The 22,397-nt window shown below is 74.6% G+C and carries 19 protein-coding genes; 6 read left to right on the top strand and 13 right to left on the bottom strand.

Annotation, left to right across the window (positions count from 1 at the left end):
* Positions 1-7 precede the first annotated feature (7 nt).
* Positions 8-874, bottom strand: coding sequence for a hypothetical protein (locus tag AB0424_RS14545; protein ID WP_366305203.1), 867 nt, complete (start codon positions 872-874; stop codon positions 8-10).
* Positions 875-1,038: 164 nt separating this feature from the next.
* On the opposite strand from AB0424_RS14545, the gene AB0424_RS14540 reads away from it, so the two are divergent.
* Positions 1,039-2,187 (top strand): winged helix DNA-binding domain-containing protein, encoded by a 1,149-nt coding sequence (locus AB0424_RS14540; protein ID WP_366305201.1) that lies wholly within the window; start codon positions 1,039-1,041, stop codon positions 2,185-2,187.
* Between the two features lie 44 nt (positions 2,188-2,231).
* Here the strand turns inward: AB0424_RS14540 and crcB (AB0424_RS14535) are convergent, their stop codons facing one another.
* Positions 2,232-2,585 (bottom strand): fluoride efflux transporter CrcB, encoded by a 354-nt coding sequence (gene crcB, locus AB0424_RS14535; RefSeq protein WP_366305199.1) that lies wholly within the window; start codon positions 2,583-2,585, stop codon positions 2,232-2,234.
* Positions 2,586-2,619: 34 nt separating this feature from the next.
* Positions 2,620-3,042, bottom strand: a complete 423-nt coding sequence (gene crcB / locus AB0424_RS14530; protein WP_366305197.1) for a fluoride efflux transporter CrcB — start codon at positions 3,040-3,042, stop codon at positions 2,620-2,622.
* Between the two features lie 391 nt (positions 3,043-3,433).
* On the opposite strand from crcB (AB0424_RS14530), the gene AB0424_RS14525 reads away from it, so the two are divergent.
* A complete protein-coding gene (locus AB0424_RS14525; protein ID WP_366305195.1) occupies positions 3,434-4,693 on the top strand; it encodes a transposase in 1,260 nt (419 codons plus the stop codon).
* A 114-nt stretch (positions 4,694-4,807) separates the two neighbouring features.
* Here AB0424_RS14525 and AB0424_RS14520 read toward each other — a convergent pair whose 3' ends face one another.
* From AB0424_RS14520 to AB0424_RS14505, 4 genes are all read right to left on the bottom strand, one after another.
* The gene (locus AB0424_RS14520) at positions 4,808-6,841 is read right to left on the bottom strand and encodes a helix-turn-helix domain-containing protein (RefSeq protein ID WP_366305193.1); all 2,034 of its coding nucleotides are present in this window, start codon (positions 6,839-6,841) and stop codon (positions 4,808-4,810) included.
* A 143-nt stretch (positions 6,842-6,984) separates the two neighbouring features.
* On the bottom strand, positions 6,985-7,890 hold the full coding sequence (locus tag AB0424_RS14515) for an AfsR/SARP family transcriptional regulator (RefSeq protein ID WP_366305191.1): 906 nt from the start codon (positions 7,888-7,890) through the stop codon (positions 6,985-6,987).
* A gap of 320 nt (positions 7,891-8,210) precedes the next feature.
* A complete protein-coding gene (locus AB0424_RS14510; RefSeq protein WP_366305189.1) occupies positions 8,211-8,681 on the bottom strand; it encodes an anthrone oxygenase family protein in 471 nt (156 codons plus the stop codon).
* A 106-nt stretch (positions 8,682-8,787) separates the two neighbouring features.
* Positions 8,788-10,389, bottom strand: coding sequence for a von Willebrand factor type A domain-containing protein (locus tag AB0424_RS14505; RefSeq protein WP_366305187.1), 1,602 nt, complete (start codon positions 10,387-10,389; stop codon positions 8,788-8,790).
* 213 nt (positions 10,390-10,602) lie between these two features.
* On the opposite strand from AB0424_RS14505, the gene AB0424_RS14500 reads away from it, so the two are divergent.
* The gene (locus tag AB0424_RS14500; protein ID WP_366305185.1) at positions 10,603-11,322 is read left to right on the top strand and encodes a DNA-binding response regulator; all 720 of its coding nucleotides are present in this window, start codon (positions 10,603-10,605) and stop codon (positions 11,320-11,322) included.
* A 28-nt stretch (positions 11,323-11,350) separates the two neighbouring features.
* Here AB0424_RS14500 and AB0424_RS14495 read toward each other — a convergent pair whose 3' ends face one another.
* Together AB0424_RS14495 and AB0424_RS14490 are read right to left on the bottom strand one after the other, a co-directional pair.
* Entirely contained in the window at positions 11,351-12,226 is an 876-nt protein-coding gene (locus AB0424_RS14495) for an ABC transporter permease (RefSeq protein ID WP_366305184.1), read from the bottom strand.
* Positions 12,223-14,859 (bottom strand): alpha/beta fold hydrolase, encoded by a 2,637-nt coding sequence (locus AB0424_RS14490; RefSeq protein WP_366305182.1) that lies wholly within the window; start codon positions 14,857-14,859, stop codon positions 12,223-12,225. The genes AB0424_RS14495 and AB0424_RS14490 overlap by 4 nt, the downstream gene beginning before the upstream one ends.
* A gap of 142 nt (positions 14,860-15,001) precedes the next feature.
* Between AB0424_RS14490 and AB0424_RS14485 the strand changes: the two genes are divergently transcribed.
* Positions 15,002-15,421 carry a GNAT family N-acetyltransferase gene (locus AB0424_RS14485; protein WP_366305180.1) on the top strand — a complete coding sequence of 140 codons (420 nt, stop codon included), beginning with the start codon at positions 15,002-15,004 and terminating at the stop codon, positions 15,419-15,421.
* Between the two features lie 74 nt (positions 15,422-15,495).
* Here AB0424_RS14485 and mmsA read toward each other — a convergent pair whose 3' ends face one another.
* The 4 genes from mmsA to iolC are packed head-to-tail and all read right to left on the bottom strand — an operon-like array spanning position 15,496 to position 20,663.
* Positions 15,496-16,998, bottom strand: a complete 1,503-nt coding sequence (gene mmsA, locus AB0424_RS14480) for a CoA-acylating methylmalonate-semialdehyde dehydrogenase (RefSeq protein WP_366305178.1) — start codon at positions 16,996-16,998, stop codon at positions 15,496-15,498.
* Between the two features lie 14 nt (positions 16,999-17,012).
* Positions 17,013-18,884 (bottom strand): 3D-(3,5/4)-trihydroxycyclohexane-1,2-dione acylhydrolase (decyclizing), encoded by a 1,872-nt coding sequence (gene iolD, locus AB0424_RS14475; RefSeq protein ID WP_366305176.1) that lies wholly within the window; start codon positions 18,882-18,884, stop codon positions 17,013-17,015.
* Positions 18,881-19,705: a 5-deoxy-glucuronate isomerase gene (gene iolB / locus AB0424_RS14470; RefSeq protein WP_366305175.1), complete on the bottom strand. Its 825-nt coding sequence runs from the start codon at positions 19,703-19,705 to the stop codon at positions 18,881-18,883. Before iolB ends, iolD begins: the two co-directional genes overlap by 4 nt.
* Positions 19,706-19,715: 10 nt before the next feature.
* Positions 19,716-20,663, bottom strand: a complete 948-nt coding sequence (gene iolC, locus AB0424_RS14465; RefSeq protein WP_366305322.1) for a 5-dehydro-2-deoxygluconokinase — start codon at positions 20,661-20,663, stop codon at positions 19,716-19,718.
* A gap of 170 nt (positions 20,664-20,833) precedes the next feature.
* Here iolC and AB0424_RS14460 point away from each other — a divergent pair, with 170 nt between their 5' ends.
* On the top strand, positions 20,834-21,778 hold the full coding sequence (locus AB0424_RS14460) for a sugar phosphate isomerase/epimerase (protein ID WP_366305173.1): 945 nt from the start codon (positions 20,834-20,836) through the stop codon (positions 21,776-21,778).
* Between the two features lie 304 nt (positions 21,779-22,082).
* Positions 22,083-22,280, top strand: coding sequence for a MerR family transcriptional regulator (locus AB0424_RS14455; protein WP_366305171.1), 198 nt, complete (start codon positions 22,083-22,085; stop codon positions 22,278-22,280).
* Positions 22,281-22,397: the final 117 nt, after the last annotated feature.

The following is a 22,397-nucleotide window of genomic DNA, read 5'->3' as shown; positions in this document are numbered from 1 at the left end:
ACACCCGCTAGTAACGGTCGAGGATGAGCTGCGTCTTCAGGATGTCGCCGTGGTAGAGCCAGCCGTTGGCCTCGGCGACGGCGATGGCGTCCGCGTGGAGGTCGGCGGCGTCGGAGGCGGAGTCGGTCTTGAAGGACAGCTCGACGACGTACTCCGTGCCGGTCCCGCCGGCGCCGACGACCGGGAGCACCTCGATGCTCGCGTCGTCCGAGGCGCCCCAGGCACCGCCGTACACCTTCGCGGTCACCGGGCCGTGGGCGCGGGACGCCTGGAGGGTGGTCGTGCCCCAGTCGGCGCTGCCCCAGTCCTCCAGCTTGCCGGGGATGTCGTTGACGAGCCAGGTGCGGCCGGTGGTGCTCGACGGCATCGCGGTGCCGGAGTACCCGCTCGCGCTGTGGCTCTTCTCGGTGCTGAAGCTGAGGGTCTGCTTGGCGTAGCCCCAGTCGACCTCGGCCTCGTAGTTGGTGTCGGTGCTGTCGAAGCCGGCGGCGTTGGCCGCGGTGAGCGCGGCGTTCACGTCGCCGCCGGTGACCGGGAAGCGCTTCTTGTAGGTCTCCTCGAAGGACGACCCGCTCTTGTGCCGCAGCCGCACGCTCCACCCCTGGGCGTCGAGGGCGAGGCCGTCGGTGTCGTAGTAGCTGTACGAGCGCGCCTTCGCGGAACCGGTGATCCCGAAGGCCGACTTCACCGCCGAGGTCGGCGCGTGGGCCGAGTCGAGGGCCGCCGTCGTGAGGTTGATCTTCACCTCGTAGCCGGGGACGGCGTTGGCGGCGGCGTGCGCCGGCGAGGCGGGGGCGAGGAGCGCGACGGCGGCGGCGAGGGCGACGGCGGACGCGGCGGCGGCCGGGCGGGCGGCCCGGGAGGTGAAGGTCATGCGGCCGATCCTCACGAGCCCGGGTGAGAACCGCGTGTCCCCGGAACGTGCCCCCGGTGAACCGGCGGCGACCAGCGCCCCTCGGCGGCGCCTGCGCCGGCCCGGACCGGGCCCGGTCGGCACCGGCCTTGCCCGGGCGCGCCTCCGTCGGGTGAGAATCGGCCATGACGATCACCGCTCGCGCCCTCAACCGGGCCACCCTCGCACGGCAGTTGCTGCTCGCCCGCGCGCCCCTCGACGTCCGGGACGCGGTACGGCGGGTGGTGGCGCTGCAGGCCCAGCAGCCGGGTTCGCCGTATGTGGCGCTGTGGAACAGGGTGGAGGGGTTCGAGCCGGAGGCGGTCGACGGGGCGGTGGCCGGCTTCGAGCTCGTCCGGTCGACGCTGATGCGGCTCACGCTGCACCTGGTGCACGCCGAGGACTACCGGGTCTTCCGGGAGGCGGTGGAGCCGACGGTCCGCGGCTCACGGCTGCGCGATCCACGGTTCAGGGCGGCGGGTTTCACCGCCGAGGACGCCGACGCGCTGCTCCCCGCTCTCCTGGCCTACGCCGAACGGCCGCGGACGGGGGCGGAGATGAGGTCCCGCCTGGAGGAGGCGCACGGCGGGCCGGTGGAGGCGGTGGTCTGGCGGATGATCCGGCAGTACGCGCCGCTGTGGCACGCGCCCACCGGCCCGCCGTGGTCCTTCGGCGCCGCGCAGTCCTTCGTCGCGGCGGACCGGCGGCCGGCGCTCGCCGACCCCGAGGCGTCGGCGGCGGGCCTGGCGGCCCTGATCCTGCGCTATCTGGAGGGCTTCGGCCCCGCGTCCGTCGCGGACATGGCCCAGTTCACGCTGGCGCCCCGGGGCCTGGTGCGCGCGGCGGTGGCCTCGCTCGACGGCGCGCTCGACCGGCTGGAGGGTCCGGAGGGAGCCGTCCTGTACGACGTGCCCGGCGGCCCGCTGCCCGACGAGGACGTCCCCGCGCCGCCCCGGCTGATGGCGATGTGGGACAGCGTCCTGCTGGCGTACGCGGACCGGGGCCGGATCATCCCGCCCGACTACCGCAGGCACGTCATCCGCGTGAACGGCGACACCCTCCCGACACTCCTCGTGGACGGGTACGTCGCCGGTGTGTGGCGGCCGGTCGACGGCGGGATCGAGACCTCCCCCTTCCATCCGCTCCCGGCCGCCGTCTGGGACGCTCTCGCGGCGGAGGCCGGAGCGCTCGGCCGCCTGCTCGCCGAGCGGGACCCGCACGTCTACCGGCGCTACGACCACTGGTGGGCCAAGGGCCTTCCGACGGTCGAGTCCCGCCTCCTGCCCGCCTCCTGAGGGACCACCGGCCCGCAGGTCCTCGCGGGCCCGAGGCCGCCGGCTCACAGCAGCCCGGCCGCCCGGACTCCCAGCCACACCGCGCCGAGTCCGGCGGCCAGGCTCCCGGCCACGTTCAGCGCCGCGTACCGCCTCGCCCCGCCCTCGTACAGCTTCAGCGTCTCGTAGGAGAAGGTCGAGTACGTCGTCAGCGCCCCGCACAGCCCCGTGCCCAGCAGCAGGGAGATCCGGGCGGACGAGACGCCGGTCAGCAGCCCGAGCACGAACGAGCCGACGACGTTGACGACGAAGGTCCCCCAGGGGAGGACCGAGTCGTGCCGGGCCCTGAGCGCCCGGTCCGTCAGATGGCGCAGGGGCGCGCCGACGGCGGCGCCTGCCACCACGAGCAGCCAGTTCACCCTCGCTCCTCCCGACAGGCCGGTGATGTCGCCGTCATGCCGCGGCCCCCGCCCGGGTCCTGGCCCGCACGGCCCGCGTCGCGGCGACCCCGGCCCAGACCGCGGCGAGCGCGGTGACCGCGGTGCCGGCCAGGTAGAGCAGCCCGCGCGTCGGGTCACCGGCGGCCAGCAGCCGCTGGGTGTCCAGGGTGTACGTCGAGAAGGTGGTGAACCCGCCGCAGAAGCCCGTGCCGAGGAAGGGGCGCACCAGCGGGTGAGGGGCGGTGGCCGCCTCGGCGACGAGGACCATGAGCACGCCGAGCGCGGCGCAGCCGGCCATGTTGACCGTGAAGGTCGTCCAGGGGAAGGCATGGGCCGGGGTGGGCCAGAGCAGGGCCGCTCCGTAGCGGGCGGACGCTCCCAGGGCACCGCCGACGGCGACCGCTCCGACGACGGGCAGCTGACCGCGCGGTTCCATGCCCACAGGTTACGGGGTGGAAAAGGCGAGGCGCACAGGCGCGGATCCCGGCCTGGGGCATTAACCGCGACCCGGCCCGTGCAGCCTCGCTCTGCGATGGTCCGGCCACGCACTGCTACGGGTCAAAGCCGGTCCGGTGAGTCTGTCAGATCCCCCCGGGGGTGTCCCGGGCACACCGCGAGGGCGTCCCCGGACCCGCTTCCACCCCCTCGTCGGGGCCCGCCGGAGGGCCCCGGGGACGGCTCCGACCTGCGGTGACGCCAGGGGAGGTGGTCCGGCCACCATCCGGGGGCCGATTCGGGTGCCGGGTACACCTCGTGCCCGGGGGCGGCCGCGGGCGAGGGTGGTGGAGCAGCGGGAGGGAGCTGCGCAACCTTCGGGCAGGAGTGTCGTGAGTACATCCGTCGCAATCAAGCGCAGGGCCACCGCGGGGGCCGTCACCCCGGCGTCGCCGCTGGGAGTCGTCCGGTCCGTCGGCGCGGCCGGTTCGGACGGCGACGTCCACGCCGAGCTGTGCGGTGCGCTCTTCGCCGGCTTCGCACGCCGCGACCAGCGCCTGAAGGCCGAGCAGTACCTGCACGGCCTGCTCACCGCGCAGGGGCGCAAGTCGATCCGCAACATCGCCGCCCAGATAGGCGGGCCGGCGGCCGAGCAGAGCCTGCACCACTTCGTGTCCAGCTCCACCTGGGACTGGCAGCCCATGCGGGCCGCGCTCGCCCGGTACCTGGAGCGGAACAGCTGCCCGCAGGCGTGGGTGGTGCGGCCCATGCCGATCCCGAAGGCCGGCGAGCACTCGGTGGGCGTGGACCGGCGCTTCGACCCGGAGCGCGGTCAGGTCTTCCACGGCCAGCAGGCGTTCGGCGTGTGGTTCGCCAGCGACGAGCTGAGCGTGCCGGTGAACTGGCGGCTGTTCCTGCCGGACCCCTGGGTCAACGACCGCACGCGGCGCGACCGTGCGGAGGTCCCCCAGGAGGCCGGCGAGGAGACCCTGGAGGAGTGCGCGGTCGCCGCGGCGCTCGACACGGCCCGCTGGACCGACGTCACCCGCAAGCCGGTGCTCCTCGACATCCGGGGCGGCGCGGGGCGGGCGGCCCTGACGCGGCTCGCCGCGGCCGGCGTGCCGGTGGTGGCCCGGATCAACCCCGGTTCGCGGCTCGCGATCGCCGACCGGTCGCTGCCCGGGTTCGGCGCGGGTCCGCTCTCCGCCGTGCAGATCCTGGAGTCGCTCAAGGGGCTGCGCCGGCCGGTGAGCTGGGTGGACACCGTGGCCGGGGCGCGGACCTCGCGGACCTCCCTCGCCACCGCCGTCCGGGTCGCGCTGCCGGCGCCGGGCGGGGAGCGGATGCGGCCGCTGGTGCTGCTCGGCGAGTGGGACGACCCGCGGCGGCCTCCGGCCCGGGTGTGGATCAGCGATCTGACCAACTCGCCGGTCGGCTCGCTGCTGCGGCTGACGAAGCTCGCGCGGCGGGTGGAGCGGGACTTCGTCGAGGTCGGCGAGGGCGCCGGGCTCCGTGACTTCGTGGGCCGCTCGTTCCGCGGCTGGCACCGCCACATCACGCTCGCCTCCGCGGCCCACGCGGCGACCGTCCTGTCCACCGGCTGGCAGGCGGCCTACGACGCGGAGTACGGCTCGGGGCGCACGGCCAGCTGACCGCCCGGACCCGCCGCCCTTCCGGGCGGCCGGCACCGCTCCCCCGGTCCGGCCGCCCGGCGGATGCCCCCGCCGCGCACCGGCGCCCGGCCGCCCCCACGGGCCGGGCGCCGGTCAGGCGGGTCGGTCCTGGGGGGTGTGCGGCCGGGTCGGGTCCGTGGCGGCGCGGCCCTGGGCGAGGACCTCCCGGGTCCGCTGGAGCCGCAGCGCCAGCTGGACTTCGAGGACCTGGCCGGGCTTCTGCCACTCGGGGCCGAGGAGTTCGCCGATCCGCTCCAGTCGGCGCGAGACGGTGTTGGGGTGGACGTGCAGCGCCTCGGCCGCGTTGGTGGGGCTGCCGCCGGAGGCGAAGTACGCCTCCATGGTGCGGGTGAGGTCGGTCAGCCGCTCGGCGTCGTAGTCGAGTACCGGGCCGATCGCGGACTCCACGAAGCCCTCGACGTCGTGGTCGTCGGAGAGCAGCAGCCCCAGGAACCCCAGGTCCTGCACGGAGGCGGCCGAGCCGGTGCCGCCCAGCGCGCTCATGGCGTCCAGGCAGCGTCCGGCCTCCTGGTGCATGCGTCCGACGCCGTCGGGGCTCCACCCGGGTCCGGCGGCGGCGACCGACACGGGGTGGCCGAGCAGCGGGGACAGTTCGGCGGCGACGGCCTTGGCCGCGGCGGAGGCGTCGATGCCCGGGAGCAGCAGCACGATGCAGCCGCCCTGCACGGTCTTGAGCCCGGAGAGGCGGTAGGCGTACGAGGAGGCCCACACCACCGCCCGGCCCTGCTCGCCGCCCTCCGGCCTGGCGACCACGAGGACGTGCGGCTTGCGCAGGTCGACGCCGAGGCGGCGGGCCCGCTGGGCGATCTGCTGCGGCGCGTGCGGCGGGTCGGCGATGAGGTCGTCGAGGAGTTCGTCGCGGACGGGACCCTCGGCGACGGCGGTGGAGCGACGCATGAGGAGGAGGAAGGCGACGGCTTGGGCGGCGAGTTCGAGGAGCCGCTCGTCCTCTCCGGTGAGTCCGCTGGCGGCGCGGACGACCAGGCCGCCGAGGTCCTCGGAGCCGGCGATGACGGGGGCGACCCAGGTGTCGTCGTCGGCGAGGACGGGGCGGCGGCGGGCGTGCGCGTCGAGGGACGCCTTCGCGACGGCCTCCTCGTCGAGGCCGTGGAGGTCGCCGGCGGTGGCGAGGCAGAGGCCGCCCTGGTCGCGGATGGTCACGGTCGCGTCGAGCGCGTCGGCGGCGGCCTTGGCCACGTTGCACAGGTCCCCGCCGGACAGGACGAGGTTCATGATCCGGCCGTGGGTCTCGCTGACGTGCCGCATGCGGGTGAGGCTGGTGCGCACCCGGGAGCTGTCGCGCTCGAGTTCGGAGACCTCGGCCCGGGTCCGGTCGAGGAGTCCGGCCTTGTCGACGGCGAGGGCGGCGAGGTCGGCGAGCGCGGCGAGGAGGCCGATCTCCTCCGAGGTGTGGTCGCGGACCCGGCGGTCCGCGCCGTGCAGGACGCCGATGACGGTGTCGCCGCTGCGCAGCGGAGCGGCGATCATCGCGTGCAGCCCCTCGGCCCGCAGGGCGGCTTCGGCGGCCTCGTCGAAGGCGGGGGCGTGGACGCCGGCGTCGAGCGAGCCGGAGGGGGCGAAGCGTTCGTCGGCGAGGTAGTCCGCGGTCCAGACGGGTTCGCCGTGGAGCTGTACGGCGCCGCCGAGGCCGTATCCCTCGGCGACCTTGAGGCCGGGGACGAGGCGCGGGCCGCCCGTGCGGTCGGTGCCGGCGCGGGAGCCCTCGGTGGTGTGGACGTAGCAGGCGCCGTGCGGGCCGCGCAGGGTCACGTACGCCAGGTCGAGGCCGAGCAGCCGGCGGGCGCGGCGGGTGATGACGCGCAGCAGGCTGTCGAGGTCGTAGGAGAAGGTGAGGTCGCGGGCCGTGTCGGTGAGGGTGGCGAGGCCGGCCTCGCGGCGGGCGTCGCGCTCACGGCCGGTGTGGATCCGGCCGGCCAGTTCGACGGCCCGCTCCAGGCGGGCCAGTCCGTCGCCGTCCAGGCCGGTCCGGCGGGCGCCGTCGAGGAGGGTCTCGAAGCGGGCGGGCGGCGCCTGCCCGGCGACCAGTTCGAGGACCGTGAGCAGCGCGTCGGCACCGGCTGCTCCGTCCGCGCCGTGCTTGGTCATGGCCCCACCCCCGTAGTCGAGCGAAATCGGGCACCTCGGAGGAAACCCGTACTGCTCGCCGAAGTTAATTCGGCTTCGGGAGTCGGTCAACGGTGACTTGTCGCACTTCATTCCCGCGCGGTGCGGCCGGTCCGGCCGCCGTGTCAGCCGACGGAGCCCGCCGGGACGAGACGTGAGCGTACCGGTGAGTACTGGGCGGGGACGCGGGCGCCGTAGGCGGCGGGGGTCCGGAGGGTGTACGCGGGCCGTCCCGCGGTGTGGCGGACGGCGAGGATCGAGCGGTGGAGGCGGCGCAGCCGCGCCGAGGGTTCCCTGCCGCTCTCGCCGGTGAGCGCGCCGCGCAGGCGTTCGTAGACGGCGAGGGCCTCGTCGTGGTGGCCGCAGCGCAGCAGGGCGACCATGAGGTGGGCGTGCAGCGGTTCGTTGGTGCGGTAGCGGGCGACGAGTCCGGTGAGTTCGGAGACGAGTTCGGCGTGCCGGCCGAGGCCGAGCTGGGCCTCGACCCACTGGTCGAGGACGCTGAGCCGGGAGGTCTCCAGGCGCTCGATCTCCCTGCGGAGGCGGGGGCCCGCGGCGACGCCCGCGTAGGGGTCGCCGCGCCACAGGGCGAGGGCCTCGCCGAGGCGGAGGGCGGCGCGGGAGAGGTCGCCCGCCTCCATGGCCCGGTAGCCGGCGCCGGCCGCCCGCTCGAACTGCCAGACGTCGTGGACGCCGCCGCCGGTGTCGAGCCGGTAGCCGCCGGGCTGGGCGACGAGGACGGCGTCGGCGGTGCGCCGCTCCGACCAGCCGGGGCGCGGCTCGGCCGGTTCGGCGGCGCGCAGGGCGCTCGCGATGAGGCTCCGCAACTCGGCTATGTGTGCCTGGAGTTCGGCGCGGGCGGCGCGGGGCGCGCCGGACGGCCACAGCTCCTCGGTGAGGACCGTCACGGGCACGACCTGGTCGGCGCTGGCCGTGAGCAGGGCGAGCAGCTGCCGGGGCGCGGCCGCCGTCGGGGTGATCGACACCCCGTTCTCGCGTACCGACAGTCCCCCCAGGATCCGGACGTCCACCTTGCCCCCTCAGTGCCTGTGCGGTGTCAGCGCAGGGATGACCTCCCGATGATTAGAAAAGACCCCCGTAGGCATGTCAATAAGAAACCGCGGGGTACGGAATACCGAACCGGGATATCGGGGTGATTCACCCCCTTTATGGTGGTTTTGAAGCGTCAAGTTTTCGTCATTGGCGCAGACCTGTACCCACCTGAAGACTGTTTCCGGACTCGGGGGTACGCTTTCCGGGGGTCCTCGCGGACCACGGAGCTGCCGGTAACCGCGAGTTCCGGCCAGAAACCGACGCGGGGGTACGGTTCGCGAGGACCCCGAGAGCCTTCCTAGAGCACCGCTGCGGCGGTGAGCAGGCCGAACGCGACGGTCACGAGGGCCGTCCGGACGCGGTGGAAGAGGTTCCAGCGACCCTCGAAGGCGGCCCGGACCGTCGCCGGGTCGTCGTCCGCGCTCCCCTCCGACGCGGCCAGCGCCACGTTGAGCGGGACGTTGCCGGCGACCGTGACCGCGTGGTTGAGGGCCGCGCAGACGAGCCCCGCGAGCACGAGCCACTTCTGGGTGTCCGTGCGCCCGTCGACGGGCACGAGGAACGCGGCGGCGGGAAGGGCGATCACGCCGAGGAAGACGGTGAGGAACAGGGGCTTCGGGACGTACTCGTTGATCCGGCGCATCGCCGGGACGAACTCCGCGTCCGTCAGCCGGGCGAGGGCGGGCATGATGCCGGTCTGGAAGATCACCATGAATCCGGCGTAGAGACCGGTGCATCCGACGGCGAGGGCGAGCAGCAGGGTGGCCATGCGGCCATTCTGACCCCGCCGCCCGCTCCCGCGCCGGTGGTACGGACGGTTGCCCGGACACCTGTACGAGTCGGGCGCGGCCCGGGACCCGGGCCGGCGGGACGGCTCAGCTGTACGGGTCGCCGGACCTCAACTCACCCTCCCCCGCGGGGCCTTCGCTCTCGCGCTCGCCCGGCAGGAGCCCTTCGGCCTGCCGGACGGCCGCGGCCAGCTCCCGGACCACCGCCGAACCCGACCGCCCCGCGATGGCGTCGGCGCGCTCCGCGAGCGCCCGGAGCCCCGGGTCGCCCGGCAGGTCACCGCCGCGCAGCGCGTCCGCGAAGTAGGCGGTGATCGCCGTCAGTTGCAGGCTGTCGTGCCCCGCGTCCCACAGGCCGGCGGTCAGCGCGCCCGTGGCGACCGTGCCGGACCGCTCGTGCGGCGCCCGCGTCGCCGGGTCGAGCCAGCGGACCGTGGCGGTGGCCACCGGGCCGGTCGCCCCGGCCCGGGTCTTCACCGCGTACAGCGCGGTGACGGTGTGCCCGGCCCCGATCTCGCCGCCGTCCACCCGGTCGTCGCGGAAGTCCTCGTCGGCGACGTCCCGGTTCTCGTAGCCGATCAGCCGGAACTTCTCGACGGTCCGCCGGTCGAAGGCGACCTGCGCCTTCGCGTCGCGGGCCCGCAGCTCCACATGGGCGGGCAGCTGGTCGACGAAGACCTTCCGGGCCTGCGCCGAGTCGGCGATGTACGTCGTCTGGCCGTCGCCGCGGTCCGCCAGCCGCTCCATGAACGCGTCGCCGTACTCGCTGCCCACCCCGACGCCGAAGAGGGTGATCCCGTACTCCCTGCGCTCCTCCTCGATCCGGGCGAGGATCGTCTCCGCCTCGGTGGCGCCGGTGTTGGCGAGCGCGTCGGAGAGCAGCACGACCCGGTTGGTGGCGCCCGCGCGGTGGCCGGCGACGGCCACGTCGTACCCGGTGCGCACACCCGCCTCCACATTGGTCGACGAGCTCGTCCCCAGGGACTCCACCACCTCGTGGATCCGGCCGCGGGCCGCCCCGACCCGGGTCATGGGCAGCAGGGTCTCGGCCTCCGCGCTGAAGGTGACGAGCGCGATCGAGTCGTCCTCGCGCAGCCGGTCGGCCAGCAGCCCGAGGGACTCCTTGACCAGGTCGAGCCGGCCCGGCTCGTCCATGGAGCCCGAGACGTCCACCACGAACGTCAGGGCGGCGGGCGGGCGTTCGGCGCCCCGGTCCGCACCGCGGGTCGCGAGCCCGACCCGGACCAGGGACCAGCCGGCCTGCCCGGTGCGGGCCCCGTCGAGGGTCACGCTGAAGCCGTCGTCCGCCGGGCGCGGGTAGTCGGGACGGAAGCTGTTGACGAACTCCTCGGGCCGTACGCTCGCCGGCTCGGGCAGCCGCCCCTCCGCGAGCGTCCGGCGGGCGTAGCCGTACGAGGCGGTGTCGACGTCCAGGGCGAAGGTGGACAGGTAGTCGGGGGCCGGCGACGGGGCGCGCTGCTCGCCCTCCCGGGGCGCCCCGGTCCCGGCGGCGCGGCCGCCGTCGGGGGCCGCCGGGGCGGTCCTGCCGCCCTCGCGCGCGCTGCTGTCGGCGCTGTCGCCGCCGGCGCCGCATCCGGTGACGGCCAGCCCGGCCGCGACGAGCCCGGCGATCACGGCCGGGAACCGGAGCCCGCCCCGCCGGGCCGGCCGGGTCTTCTGACGTTCCATGACATCCCCCTCTTCGTACGGCACTTGTGAATGTGACGAACGAGGGGCCCCGATGGAGCAGTCGAAGGAGTTGCGGATGGATCTCGATGCGGCAACGGCGGCCGCGGCACACCGCGGTGGCATGGATTCGCCATCCTTCTCAACAGGGGTTGTCACCGTGTGCAGTCACATGCGTACATGGAGTGGACATCGATCGGGCGGGGGTGGTCAGCGGTGGCAGAGAGCGCGGGCTCCGTGATGCTCGCCCGTTCGGCGATGAACCGGGCCGCGACCGAGGGACAGCGGCCCCCGGGGCGCCCGGTCCGGGGTGCGCGGAGCATCAGCGCCGCGCTCGCCGGGCTGGCCGCCTCCACCCGGTACGAGCTGTTGACCTTCGACGACCCGCTCGCGTCCGCGGGCTGCGCCATCCCCGGGCCGTTCCTGGAGCTGGCGGGAGCGTGCATGCGGGCCGCGGCCGAGCGGGCCGTCGAGGTCAGACGGATCGTGCCGAAGCACGCGCGGCCGCGGATCGAAGGGGGGCTCCGCATCCCCGGCCGGGCCCGCCTCGCCGAGGCGATCCCCTTCAAGATGATCGTCGTCGACCGCACGGTGGCCGCGGTCCCGCTCGATCTGGAGCTGCTCTACAACGGGCTGCTGCTGATCCGGGACCCGGTGGTGGTGCAGGCCCTCGTCCGCACCCACCACGTCAGTTGGGCCGCGGCCGAGGAGCTGACCTCCCTGCCGCCTCCCCCGCCCCCGCCGGGCGACCTGCCGTCCCAGCTGCGGCCGGTCCTCGACGCCCTCCTGTCGGGACTCACCGACGAGACGGCGGCGGCCCGGCTCGGCATGTCGGCGCGGACCTACAGCCGCCGCGTCGGCGAGCTGATGGCCGCCCTGGGCACGACGAGCCGCTTCCGCGCGGGCGCGGAAGCGGCTCGGAGGGGGTGGGTGTGAGAAGCCCCTGAGAGAGGCCGGACACCCCCTAGGACACGATGTCCTTGCGGGCGAAGCCCCGGAAGGCGAGCGCGAAGAGCACCACGGCGTACGTCACCGAGATCGCCGTGCCCTTGATCATCCCGCCCCACTCCAGCTGGGGCTGGAGCGCGTCGATCCAGGCGAACTGCCAGTGGGCGGGCAGGAAGTCGCGCCAGTCGCCGAGCGCCGTGACGGCGTCCAGGACGTTGCCGACGATCGTGAGGCCGACGGCGCCGCCCACCGCGCCGAGCGGGGCGTCGGTCCGGGTGGAGAGCCAGAAGGCGAGCCCCGCCGTGACCAGTTGGGAGGCGAAGACGAACGCGACGGCGACCGCGAGCCGGAACAGCGCGTCGCCGGCGCCCACCGCGCCGCCGGTCGGCAGCCGCAGCGGCCCCCAGCCGTAGGCGACCGTGCCGACGGCCAGCGCCACCAGCGGGAGGAGGACCATCGCGGCCGCGCTGTACGCGAGCGCGACCGCCAGCTTGGAGGCGAGGAGCCGCGACCGGGGCACCGGCGCGGCCAGCAGATAGCGCAGGGAGGACCAGCTCGCCTCGGAGGCGACCGTGTCCCCGCAGAACAGCGCCACGGGAATGACGAGGAGGAACCCGGCCGAGACGAACAGACAGGTCGCCGCGAAGTTCGCGCCGGAGGCCGTCGCCGTGTCCATCAGGGTGATCCGGCCGTTGCCGCCGCCGTCCGCCGGGCCGCCGATCGCGAAGGCGGCGACCAGGATGAACGGCAGGGCGACGAGGATGCCGCCCATCACCAGGGTGCGCCGGCGCTTCCACTGGCGCAGGGCCTCGACGCGCAGCGGCAGGGTGCGCCCCGCCCGGTAGCCGGGGGCGGACTCCGCCGCACCCGGAAGGGTGCCGGTGGTGCTCATGCGGATCCTCCTCCGATCAGGGTCAGGAACGCGTCCTCCAGGCGCCGGTGCGGCCCGACCCCGGTCAGCGGCACGTCCAGGCGGACGAGTTCGCCGATGAGGGCGGTCGCGTCGGCGCCGTCGAGGCGGACCAGGAGTCCGCCGTCGGCGCGGGTGGCGGAGCCGACGCCGGGCAGGGCGTCGGCCTTCTCGACGAGCGCGTCGTCGATCTCCCCGGCCAGGGTCACGAGCAGGGTGTCTCCCGACCCGGTGATCTCGGCGACCGGCCCGGCCTGCACCAGCCGGCCCCGGTCCATCACGACGAGGTGGGTGCAGGACTGCTCGACCTCGGCGAGGAGGTGGCTGGAGACGATGACGGTACGGCCGCCGGCCGCGTACCGGATCATCACCTCGCGCATCTCGCGGATCTGCGGCGGGTCGAGCCCGTTGGTCGGCTCGTCGAGGATCAGCAGGTCCGGCAGGCCCAGCATGGCCTGGGCGAGGGCGAGGCGCTGCCGCATGCCCTGCGAGTAGGTCCGCACGGCGCGTTCGAGTGCGCTGCCCAGGTCGGCGATGCGCAGGGCCTCGTCGACGTGGGCGTCCTCGGCGGGCCGGCCGGTGGCCTTCCAGTAGAGGTCCAGGTTCTCCCGGCCCGACAGGTGCGGCAGGAAGCCGGCTCCCTCGACGAACGCGCCGACCCGGGAGAGGACCGGGGCGCCGGGCCTGATCGCCTGGCCGAAGACCCTGATCTCGCCCTCGTCGGGAGTGATCAGGCCCATCAGCATGCGCAGCGTCGTGGTCTTGCCCGCGCCGTTCGGCCCGAGCAGACCGAGGACCTGGCCCTGCTCGACGCGGAAGGAGAGGTCCCGGACGCTGTACCGGTCGCCGCCCGCGTACTTCTTGGACAGCCCGGTGATCTGCAGGGGGACGACGGCGAGCTCCGGGTCGGGCGCCGGGGCCGCGGACCTCCGGCGCGCGGTGAGCAGCAGGGCGGCCGCCGCGGCCAGGCCGAGGAGCGGCAGGCCCCACACCCACCAGGGCAGGGCGGCGGCCTGGGTCGACAGGCCGGGCGCGGTCGGGACGGTGAGCGGGCCCTCGACGGCGACGGTGTAGACGGCGGGCACCGTCGGGGAGGCGTAGCCGAGGTCGGTGGCGGCCAGGACGAGCCGCAGCCGGTGCCCGGCCTCCACCTCGTGGTCGACGGCGGGCAGGGTCAGGGTGAGGGTGCGGCCGGCGCGGGCGTCGTCGACGCGGACGGGGGCGACGAGCTGGGCGGGCAGCACCTGCTGCCGGCCGTCGGGCCCGACGTCGTACACCTTGGCGAAGAGGACGGCCGAGCCGTCGGCGGCGGTGGAGGTCACCTTGACGCGGACGGTCGGCGTGCCGGTGATCCGGACGGCCCCGGTCTGCGGCTTCGCGTCGAAGCGGGCGTGCTGGCCGGGGAAGTCCAGGGAGAGGCCGACCCCGAGGGAGGAGAGGCCGGAGATCCCGCCGCCGAGGCCCGGGACCGCCGAGACGGCGGGCGGGGCGGCGCCCGCCGGGTTGGCGAAGGTCTGCGGCGGGCCGGCCAGGGGGACGGCCGTGGTGCCGGCGGTGAGTCCGGGGTAGCGGTCGGCGGTCGCGGCGCGCAGGGTGGCCCGCCCGTCGGTGGAGTCGACCCCGCCGGTGCGGCTGACCCGGAAGGCGGGCCCGGTGTCGACGGAGGTGTCGTGCTTGAGCCAGCGGTCGAACCAGCTGCCGATCCGGCGCTCGACGCGCTCGGTCTCCCGGTCGCCGCCGTCGTGGCCGCCGGCGATCCAGTCGACGGCGACGGGGGCGCCGTTGGCGGTGAGGGCGCGGGCCATGGCGTCGGACTGCGCGAGGGTGAAGAGGGAGTCCGACTGGCCCTGGACGAGGAGGGCGGGGACCTTGACGCGGTCGCCGACGGCGGACGGGCTGCGGGCTTCGAGGAGGGCGCGGGCGGCGGCGTCGGGCTTCCCGGCGACGGCGACCCGCTGGTAGAGCGCGCAGAGCTCGGCGGTGAACCGGCCGCAGCCGTCCGCGGCCTCGCCGGGCCGCTCGCCGGCCGAGAAGAAGATCCCGGCCCAGAGCTTCTTGAAGACGCCCTCGGGGAAGAGCGCGTCGGCGAGGTTCCAGTAGGTGATCTGGGGGGCGATCGCGTCGACGCGGGCGTCGTGGCCGGCGGCGAGCAGGGAGATCGCGCCGCCGTAGGAGGCGCCGGTGACGCCGACGCGGGGGTCGCCGGGCTTGTCGAGGAGGACCTCGGGGCGGGCCGCGAGCCAGTCGATCAGCTTCCGGACGTCCCTGACCTCGTGGGCGGGGTCGTTGAGGCCGATCTCGCCGGTCGAGGCGCCGAAGCCGCGGGCGGACCAGGTCAGGACGGCGTAGCCGTCGCGGGCGAGCCCTTCGGCCTGGGCGCGGACGTCGTCCTTGGAGCCGCCGAAGCCGTGTCCGAGGAGGACCGCGGGACGTCTTCCGGTGCCGTCGCCGGTGAAGTACGAGGTGTCGAGCCGTGCCCCGTCGACGGACAGGACCCGGTCCGCACGGTGCACGGGCGGTGGATCGTCCGAGGCGGCGGCGGTCCAGGTGCCGGCGCCCGCGAGGACGGCGAGCGCGGCGGTGACCGCGGCCCACCGGGGGATTCGGAGTCGCATGGTGTCGAGCCTAGGCGGGACGGCGGCCCGGTCGCGGCGCTCCCGAGGGGGAATTCGGCGGCCTCCTGGAGTCGTACGCGTTACGGTCCGCGTACCGCAGGCGCGGTACGCGCACCGGGGTGCGCGCGGCGGGAGGTGCGGGATGGAGATCCGGCGGGCGACGACGGCGGCCGAACTGGTCGCGGCGGAGCACCTGTACGACGGGCCGGCGCGGCGGGAGTGGGCCGAGCGGTTCCTGGCGGCGGACGGTCATCTGATGCTGGTCGCGTACGCGGCGGACGGCTTCCCGGCGGGGTTCGTCTCCGGGATCGAGATGGTCCACCCGGACAAGGGCGTCGAGATGTGCCTGTACGAGCTCGCGGTGGACGAGGGGCACCGGCGGCGCGGGGTCGGCCGGGCGCTGACCGCGGCGCTGGTGGCGGAGGCGCGGGCGCGGGGCTGCCGGGGGGCGTGGGTGCCGGTGGACACGGACAACGACGCGGCGCTCGCCACGTACCGGTCGGCCGGGGCGGCGGACGAGGGGGTCTTCGCGATGCTCGGCTGGACCTTCGACGAGGGGTGACGCGGGGCGCCGGCGCGGGGACGGCCCCCGGGGTGTGCCGTCGGCACCCCGGGGGCCGTGCGCGGGAGGGCCCGTCAGTGGTTGCGCGGGAAGCCCAGGTCGACGCCGGTCGGGCCCTCGGACGGGTCCGGCCAGCGGGTGGTGACGACCTTGCCGCGGGTGTAGAAGTGCACGCCGTCGTTGCCGTAGATGTGGTGGTCGCCGAAGAGCGAGTCCTTCCAGCCGCCGAAGGAGTGGTAGCCCACGGGAACCGGGATCGGCACGTTGACGCCGACCATGCCGGCCTCGACCTCCAGCTGGAAGCGGCGGGCGGCGCCGCCGTCGCGGGTGAAGATCGCGGTGCCGTTGCCGAACGGCGAGGCGTTGATGAGGGCCAGGCCCTCCTCGTAGGTCTCGGCGCGCAGCACGCAGAGGACCGGGCCGAAGATCTCGTCCCGGTAGGCCGCGGCCGTGGTGGGGACGTGGTCCAGGAGGGACAGGCCGATCCAGTGGCCGTTCTCGTGGCCCTCGACGGTGTAGCCGGTGCCGTCGAGGACGACCTCGCAGCCCTCGGCGGCGGCGCCGTGGACGTAGGAGGCGACCTTGTCGCGGTGGACGGCCGTGATGAGCGGGCCCATCTCGGAGGTGGGGTCGGTGCCCGGGCCGATCTTGATCTTCTCGGCGCGCTCGCGGATCTTCGCGACCAGCTCGTCGCCGACGGAGCCGACGGCCACGACCGCGGAGATCGCCATGCAGCGCTCGCCGGCGGAGCCGTAGGCCGCCGAGACCGCCGCGTCGGCCGCCGCGTCGAGGTCGGCGTCCGGGAGGACCAGCATGTGGTTCTTGGCGCCGCCGAGCGCCTGGACGCGCTTGCCGTTGGCGGAGGCGGTGGTGTGGATGTACCGGGCGATCGGGGTGGAGCCGACGAAGGAGATCGCGGAGACGTCCGGGTGCTCCAGGAGGCGGTCGACGGCCACCTTGTCGCCGTGCAGGACGTTGAAGACGCCGTCCGGGAGGCCCGCCTCGGCGAGCAGCTCGGCGATCTTCAGGGACGGCGACGGGTCCTTCTCGCTCGGCTTGAGGATGAAGGTGTTGCCGGTCGCGATGGCGATCGGGAACATCCACATCGGCACCATGGCCGGGAAGTTGAAGGGCGTGATGCCGGCGACGACGCCGACGGGCTGGCGGATCGAGGCGACGTCGACCCGGTTCGACACCTGGGTGGAGAGCTCGCCCTTGAGCTGGGTGGTGATGCCGCAGGCCAGGTCGACGATCTCCAGGCCGCGGGCGACCTCGCCGAGCGCGTCCGAGTGGACCTTGCCGTGCTCGGCGACGATCAGTTCGGCGATCGCGTCGCGGTTGGCGTCGAGCAGCGCGCGGAACTTGAAGAGGATGGTGGTGCGCTGGGCGAGCGAGGAGGTGCCCCAGGTCGCGAAGGCGTCCTTCGCGGCGGCGACGGCGGCGTCGACCTCGTCGACGGAGGCGAGGGCGACCTGCGTGGTCACGGCACCGGTGGCCGGGTCGGTGACCGGGCCCCAGTTGCCCGACGTGCCCTCGACGGTCTTGCCACCGATCCAGTGGTGGACGGTCTTCGTCATGACGAGTTACTCCTTCAGAGATGGCGGCGTCGGGCGGTGACGTGCCGGTCGTACTCCTCGCGGGCCTTGACCGCCGACGGACGCGTCGAGGTCTCGGCCACGGGCACATCCCACCACGCCTGGGCCGGGGGCGGGCCCGACACTGTGTCTGGCGTTTCGGTCTCGACGTAGACACATGTGGGAACGGTCGCGTTCCGGGCCTCCGTGAGGGCTTCTCGCAGGTCACGCACGGTGCGGGGGCGGAGCACCCGCATGCCCAGCGAGGCGGCGTTGGCGCCGAGGTCGACGGGGAGGGGCGGGCCGGTGAAGCCGCCGTCCGCGTCCCGGTGGCGGTAGTCGGTGCCGTACCGCTCGGCGCCGACGGCCTCGGAGAGACCGCCGATGGAGGCGTAGCCGTGGTTCTGCAGGACGACGAGCCGCAGGGGCAGCCGCTCCTGGACGGCGGTGACGATTTCGGTGGGGTTCATCAGGTACGTACCGTCGCCGACGAGGGCCCAGACGGGCCGGCCGGGTGCGGCGAGGAGGACGCCGAGGGCGGCGGGGATCTCGTATCCCATGCAGGAGTAGCCGTACTCGACGTGGTACTGGTCGGGCGAGCGGGGCCGCCACAGCTTGTGGAGGTCGCCGGGGAGCGATCCGGCGGCGTTGATCAGGATGTCGGTGGCGTCGACCAGAGTGTCGAGTACGCCGAGGACCTGGGTCTGGGTGGGGCGCGCGTCCTCGTCGGCGACGGCGTAGGCGGCGTCGGCCCGTGTCCGCCAGCGGAGCTTCTCCTCGGCGATCTCGTGCGCGTAGTGCGCGGAGACGTGGTGCGGCTCCAGGAGCGAGTGGAGCTGCTCCAGGCCCTCGCGGGCGTCCGCCACGAGCGGGAGCGCGGCCAGCTTGTGGGAGTCGAAGGCGGCGACGTTGAGGTTGACGAACCGCACGTCGGGGTGGCCGAAGAGGGTGCCGGAGGCGGTGGTGAAGTCGGTCCAGCGGGTGCCGACGCCGATCACCACGTCGGCGGTGCGGGCCAGGTGGTCGGCGACGGCGGTGCCGGTGTGGCCGATGCCGCCGACGTCCTGGGGGTGGTCGTGGGACAGGGCGCCCTTGCCCGCCTGGGTGGCGGCGACGGGGATGCCGCTCAGCGCGGCGAAGTCGTGGAGGGCCTCCTCGGCACCGCTGTACCGGACGCCGCCGCCGGCGACGATCAGCGGGCGGGTGGCCCGGCCGATCGCCGCGGCCGCCGCGGCCAGTTCGTCCTCGTCCGGGGAGGGGCGGCGGACCCGCCAGACCCGCTCCGCGAAGAAGCCCTCCGGCCAGTCGTACGCCTCCGCCTGGACGTCCTGGGGCAGCGCGAGGGTCACCGCGCCGGTCTCCACGGGGTCGGCGAGGACCCGCATCGCGGCGAGCGCGGCCGGGATCAGGGCCTCGGGCCGGCCGATCCGGTCGAAGTAGCGGGAGACGGGCCGCAGGCAGTCGTTGACCGACACGTCGCCGGCGTGGGGGAGCTGGAGCTGCTGGAGCACGGGGTCGGCGGGGCGGGTGGCGAAGGTGTCGCCGGGCAGCAGCAGCACGGGCAGGTGGTTGACCGTGGCGAGGGCGGCGCCGGTGACGAGGTTGGTGGCGCCGGGGCCGATGGAGGTGGTGACGGCGTGCGCGGAGAGCCGGTTCGACTGGCGGGCGTAGCCGACGGCCGCGTGGACCATGGCCTGTTCGTTGCGGCCCTGGTGGAAGGGCATGAGCTCGGCGTCCTCGACCAGCGCCTGGCCGATGCCGGCGACGTTGCCGTGTCCGAAGATGCCCCAGGTGGCGGCGATGAGCCGGTGCCGTTCGCCGTCGCGCTCGGTGTACTGGGCGGCGAGGAAGCGGACGAGCGCCTGGGCGACGGTCAGCCGGATGCTCATGCGTATCCCTCCGTGTGGTCGGGGTGGAAGCAGATCTTCCACTCCCGCTCGGCTCCGGGGCCCGCCATGACGTTCAGGTAGTAGAGGTCGTGGCCCGGCTGGGCGATGGAGGGGCCGTGCCAGCCGTCGGGGACGAGGACGGCGTCGCCGTGCCGGACCTCGGCGAGCAGGTCCGCCCCTCCCGGCCGGGAGGGGGAGATCCGCTGGTAGGCGAGGCCGCCCGGGCCGGCGATCTCGTAGTAGTAGATCTCCTCCAGGACGGACTCCGTTCCGGGCCGGTGCTCGTCGTGCTTGTGCGGCGGGTAGGAGGACCAGTTGCCGCCGGGTGTGAGGACCTCGACGGCGATGAGCCGGTCGCAGGCGAAGGCGTCGGCGGAGGCGAAGTTGCGCACGCTGCGGGCACGGTTGCCGGTGCCCCGTGTCTCGACGGGAACCTCCGGCGCGGGGCCGTAGCGGGCGGGGAGTCGTCGCTCGCACTTCGCTCCTGCCAAAGCGAAGCGGCCTCCCGCGCCGGAGGCGATCTGGGCGTGGGCGTCGCGCGGTACATAGGCGAAGTCGCTCACTCCGTCGAACACGCTCGCGCGGCCCTGGAGTTCGAGGATCTCGCCGTCGACGCGCACGCTACAGGCACCGGCGAGGGGAAGCACGACCCATTCGTCTTCTCCGCTGTCGAACGCGTGCGTCTCCCCCGGCCCGAGGGCGAGGACCCGCAGGGCGGCGTGGCCCCAGCCGGCCGTGCGGGGGTCGACGGAGAGGGCGTACGGGCCGTGGGCGGCGGTACCGGCGGGCAGGTGGAGGGAGGGGGGTCGGTCGGGGCTCATGCGCGGATCCCTACCCCTTCTCCGGGATCGTTCCCGTGCCGACGGCGAGGGCCTCGGCGATCTCGGCGGCGTCGGGCATGGCGGACGAGCAGGGCAGCCGGCCGGCCACGACGGATCCGGCGGCGTTGGCGTGCCGCAGGGTCCGTTCGAGGTCCCAGCCGGCGAGCAGGCCGTGGACGAGCGCGCCGCCGAACGCGTCGCCCGCGCCCAGGCCGTTGACGACCTCCACCGGCAGCGGCGGCACCTCGGCGCGGGTGCCGTCGGCGGCGAGCGCGAGGACGCCCCGGGGGCCCTGCTTGACGACGGCGAGCCGGACGGCGCCGGTGGCGAGCAGCGCGCGGGCGGCGGTGTCCGGATCGCGTTCGCCGGTCGCCACCTCGCACTCGTCGAGGTTGCCGACGGCGACGGTGGCGTGCCGCAGCGCCTCGGCGTAGAGGGCGCGGGCCTGGGCCGGGTCCGTCCAGAACACCGGCCGCCAGTCCAGGTCGAGGACGGTCGTCTCCTGCCCGGAGCGGGCCCGCAGCGCCTCCAGGGTCGCCGTGCGGCTGGGTTCGGCGCACAGGCCGGTGCCGGTGGCCCAGAAGACCCGGGCGGCGCGGATCGCGTCGAGGTCGAGTTCGTGCGGGTGGATCTCCAGGTCGGGCGCCTGGGGGCGGCGGTAGAAGTAGAGCGGGAAGTCGTCGGGCGGGAAGAGGGCGCAGAAGGTGACGGGCGTGGGGTACGCGCCGACCTCGGTGACCCACCGGGCGTCCACGCCGAACTCCGCCAGCTCCCGGCGCAGGAAGGTCCCGAAGGGGTCGGCGCCGGTGCGGGAGACGAGCGCGGTGCGTCGGCCGAGCCGGGCGGCGGCGACGGCCACGTTCGCCGGGGAGCCGCCGAGGAACCTGCCGAAGCTCTCGACCCGGTCGAGCCCGACGCCGCTGGTGAGCGGGTACAGGTCCACGCCGAGGCGTCCCATGGTGATCAGCTCGTACGGCTCCGTCTCCACGCGCCACCTCTCGCCGCGGCCGCCCTCGGCCCCGCATCCAGGTCTAGTCGTCCGCGCGGAGGCGTGTCAACGACATGTCCGGACATTCGGACGTGCGGCCTGCTTGACGCTGCTCGCGGGCCGCGGCCAAGGTGGCAGTCATGACGAAGCCGTGGAGACCGTCACCGTCACAGCCGTCCCGCCCGTCGCCGGAGGCGTCCCGGATCCGCGTCGGGTCCGCCCCGGACTCCTGGGGGGTGTGGTTCCCCGACGATCCGCGGCAGGTGCCCTGGCAGCGCTTCCTCGACGAGGTGTCGGGCGCCGGGTACGAGTGGATCGAGCTCGGCCCGTACGGCTATCTGCCCACCGATCCGGCGGTCCTGGCGGAGGAGACCTCGCGGCGCGGGCTGCGGGTGTCGGCGGGGACGGTCTTCACCGACCTGCACCACGGGGCGGCCGCCTGGGAGCGCACCTGGGCCCATGTCGCCGAGAACGCGGCCCTCGCGGCGGCGATGGGCGCCGGCCATCTGGTCGTCATCCCGGCCTTCTGGCGGGACGACCGGACGGGCGAGGTCCTGGAGGACCCGGTGCTGACGGCGGCGCAGTGGCGGGATCTGACCGGGCTGACCGAGCGCCTGGGCCGGGAGGTCCGCGAGCGGTACGGGCTGCGGATCGTCGTCCATCCGCACGCCGACACCCATCTGGACGGCGAGGAGAGCGTCTCGCGCTTCCTGGACGCGACCGACCCGGGGGACGTCGCGCTCTGCCTGGACACCGGGCACTACGCGTACGCCGGCGGGGACAGCGTCAAGCTCATCGAGACCTACGGCGAGCGGATCGGCTATCTCCACCTGAAGCAGGTCGACCCCGAGGTGCTGGCCGGGGTGGTGGCCGAGGGGGTGCCGTTCGGTCCGGCGGTGGCGCGGGGCGTGATGTGCGAGCCGCCCTCCGGGGTGCCCGCCCTCGAACCGGTGCTGGCGGCGGCGGCCGCCCTCGACGTGGACCTCTTCGCCATCGTCGAGCAGGACATGTACCCCTGCGAGCCGGAGGTCCCGTACCCGATCGCCCTGCGGACCCGGCACTTCCTGCGCTCCTGCGGCGTGTGACGGTTCCGGCGGCGGCCTGCTCGGCGCCCGACCGGCGCGCGGCCCGGCGCATACCGGTCTGACCAGGGGCGACGCACGGGGACACACCGATGGACCGATGTGCCGCTTCCGTCACACAAGTCCCTTTGCTGTCACGCATGTCTGCGTTACGCGGGTTTCGCGTCACAGGCGGTCGACAGCCGCTCTCCTCCTGAAGGGAGAGGTCGTTGCAGGGGGCACAGGCTGATCGACGCCAACGCCCGCCCGCAGCGCCCCCGAACGGCACCCCCTGCCGCCGCTGCGCGGTGCGCAGGGAGGTACCGGCATGACGGACAGAAGTCTCTGGTCGTACAAGGACATCGCGGCGCACATCCGGGTGCAGCCGGACACGGTCCGCTCCTACCGGAAGCACGGGCTGCTGCCTCCGCCCGACAAAGTGGAGTCGGGCAAGCCCTACTGGTACGCGGACACGATCCGCGTCTGGGTCGCCGGCCGGCCCGGCAACCGGGCCCGGCGCGACTGACCCCGTCGCGCGCCGGCGCGGCGCCGGGGCGGGCGGCACCCGGATGTGCGCCGCGGTGTGCTTGTTAGGCCCTGGACTTGTGTGCGTGATGGCGGTACCTCGCTGCGCACCGCGCAG

The sequence above is a fragment of the Streptomyces sp. NPDC051180 genome, from assembly GCF_040689545.1.
GTDB lineage: Bacteria > Actinomycetota > Actinomycetes > Streptomycetales > Streptomycetaceae > Streptomyces.
The sequence above is the reverse complement of the archived record's forward strand: the minus strand, read 5'-3'. Positions and strand labels throughout refer to the sequence as shown.

Coding starts and splice junctions, on each gene's coding strand:
- AB0424_RS14490 (WP_366305182.1), bottom strand. CDS start 14,859: ATGCGACTCCGAATCCCCCGGTGGGCCGCGGTCACCGCCGCGCTCGCC.
- iolD (WP_366305176.1), bottom strand. CDS start 18,884: ATGAGCATCCGGCTGACCGTCGCCCAGGCGCTCGTCCGCTTCCTCGCC.
- AB0424_RS14505 (WP_366305187.1), bottom strand. CDS start 10,389: ATGGAACGTCAGAAGACCCGGCCGGCCCGGCGGGGCGGGCTCCGGTTC.
- mmsA (WP_366305178.1), bottom strand. CDS start 16,998: ATGACGAAGACCGTCCACCACTGGATCGGTGGCAAGACCGTCGAGGGC.
- AB0424_RS14495 (WP_366305184.1), bottom strand. CDS start 12,226: ATGAGCACCACCGGCACCCTTCCGGGTGCGGCGGAGTCCGCCCCCGGC.
- iolC (WP_366305322.1), bottom strand. CDS start 20,663: ATGGGACGCCTCGGCGTGGACCTGTACCCGCTCACCAGCGGCGTCGGG.
- AB0424_RS14545 (WP_366305203.1), bottom strand. CDS start 874: ATGACCTTCACCTCCCGGGCCGCCCGCCCGGCCGCCGCCGCGTCCGCC.
- AB0424_RS14485 (WP_366305180.1), top strand. CDS start 15,002: ATGGAGATCCGGCGGGCGACGACGGCGGCCGAACTGGTCGCGGCGGAG.
- iolB (WP_366305175.1), bottom strand. CDS start 19,705: ATGAGCCCCGACCGACCCCCCTCCCTCCACCTGCCCGCCGGTACCGCC.
- AB0424_RS14455 (WP_366305171.1), top strand. CDS start 22,083: ATGACGGACAGAAGTCTCTGGTCGTACAAGGACATCGCGGCGCACATC.
- AB0424_RS14460 (WP_366305173.1), top strand. CDS start 20,834: ATGACGAAGCCGTGGAGACCGTCACCGTCACAGCCGTCCCGCCCGTCG.
- AB0424_RS14510 (WP_366305189.1), bottom strand. CDS start 8,681: ATGGCCACCCTGCTGCTCGCCCTCGCCGTCGGATGCACCGGTCTCTAC.
- AB0424_RS14520 (WP_366305193.1), bottom strand. CDS start 6,841: ATGACCAAGCACGGCGCGGACGGAGCAGCCGGTGCCGACGCGCTGCTC.
- crcB (WP_366305197.1), bottom strand. CDS start 3,042: ATGGAACCGCGCGGTCAGCTGCCCGTCGTCGGAGCGGTCGCCGTCGGC.
- AB0424_RS14540 (WP_366305201.1), top strand. CDS start 1,039: ATGACGATCACCGCTCGCGCCCTCAACCGGGCCACCCTCGCACGGCAG.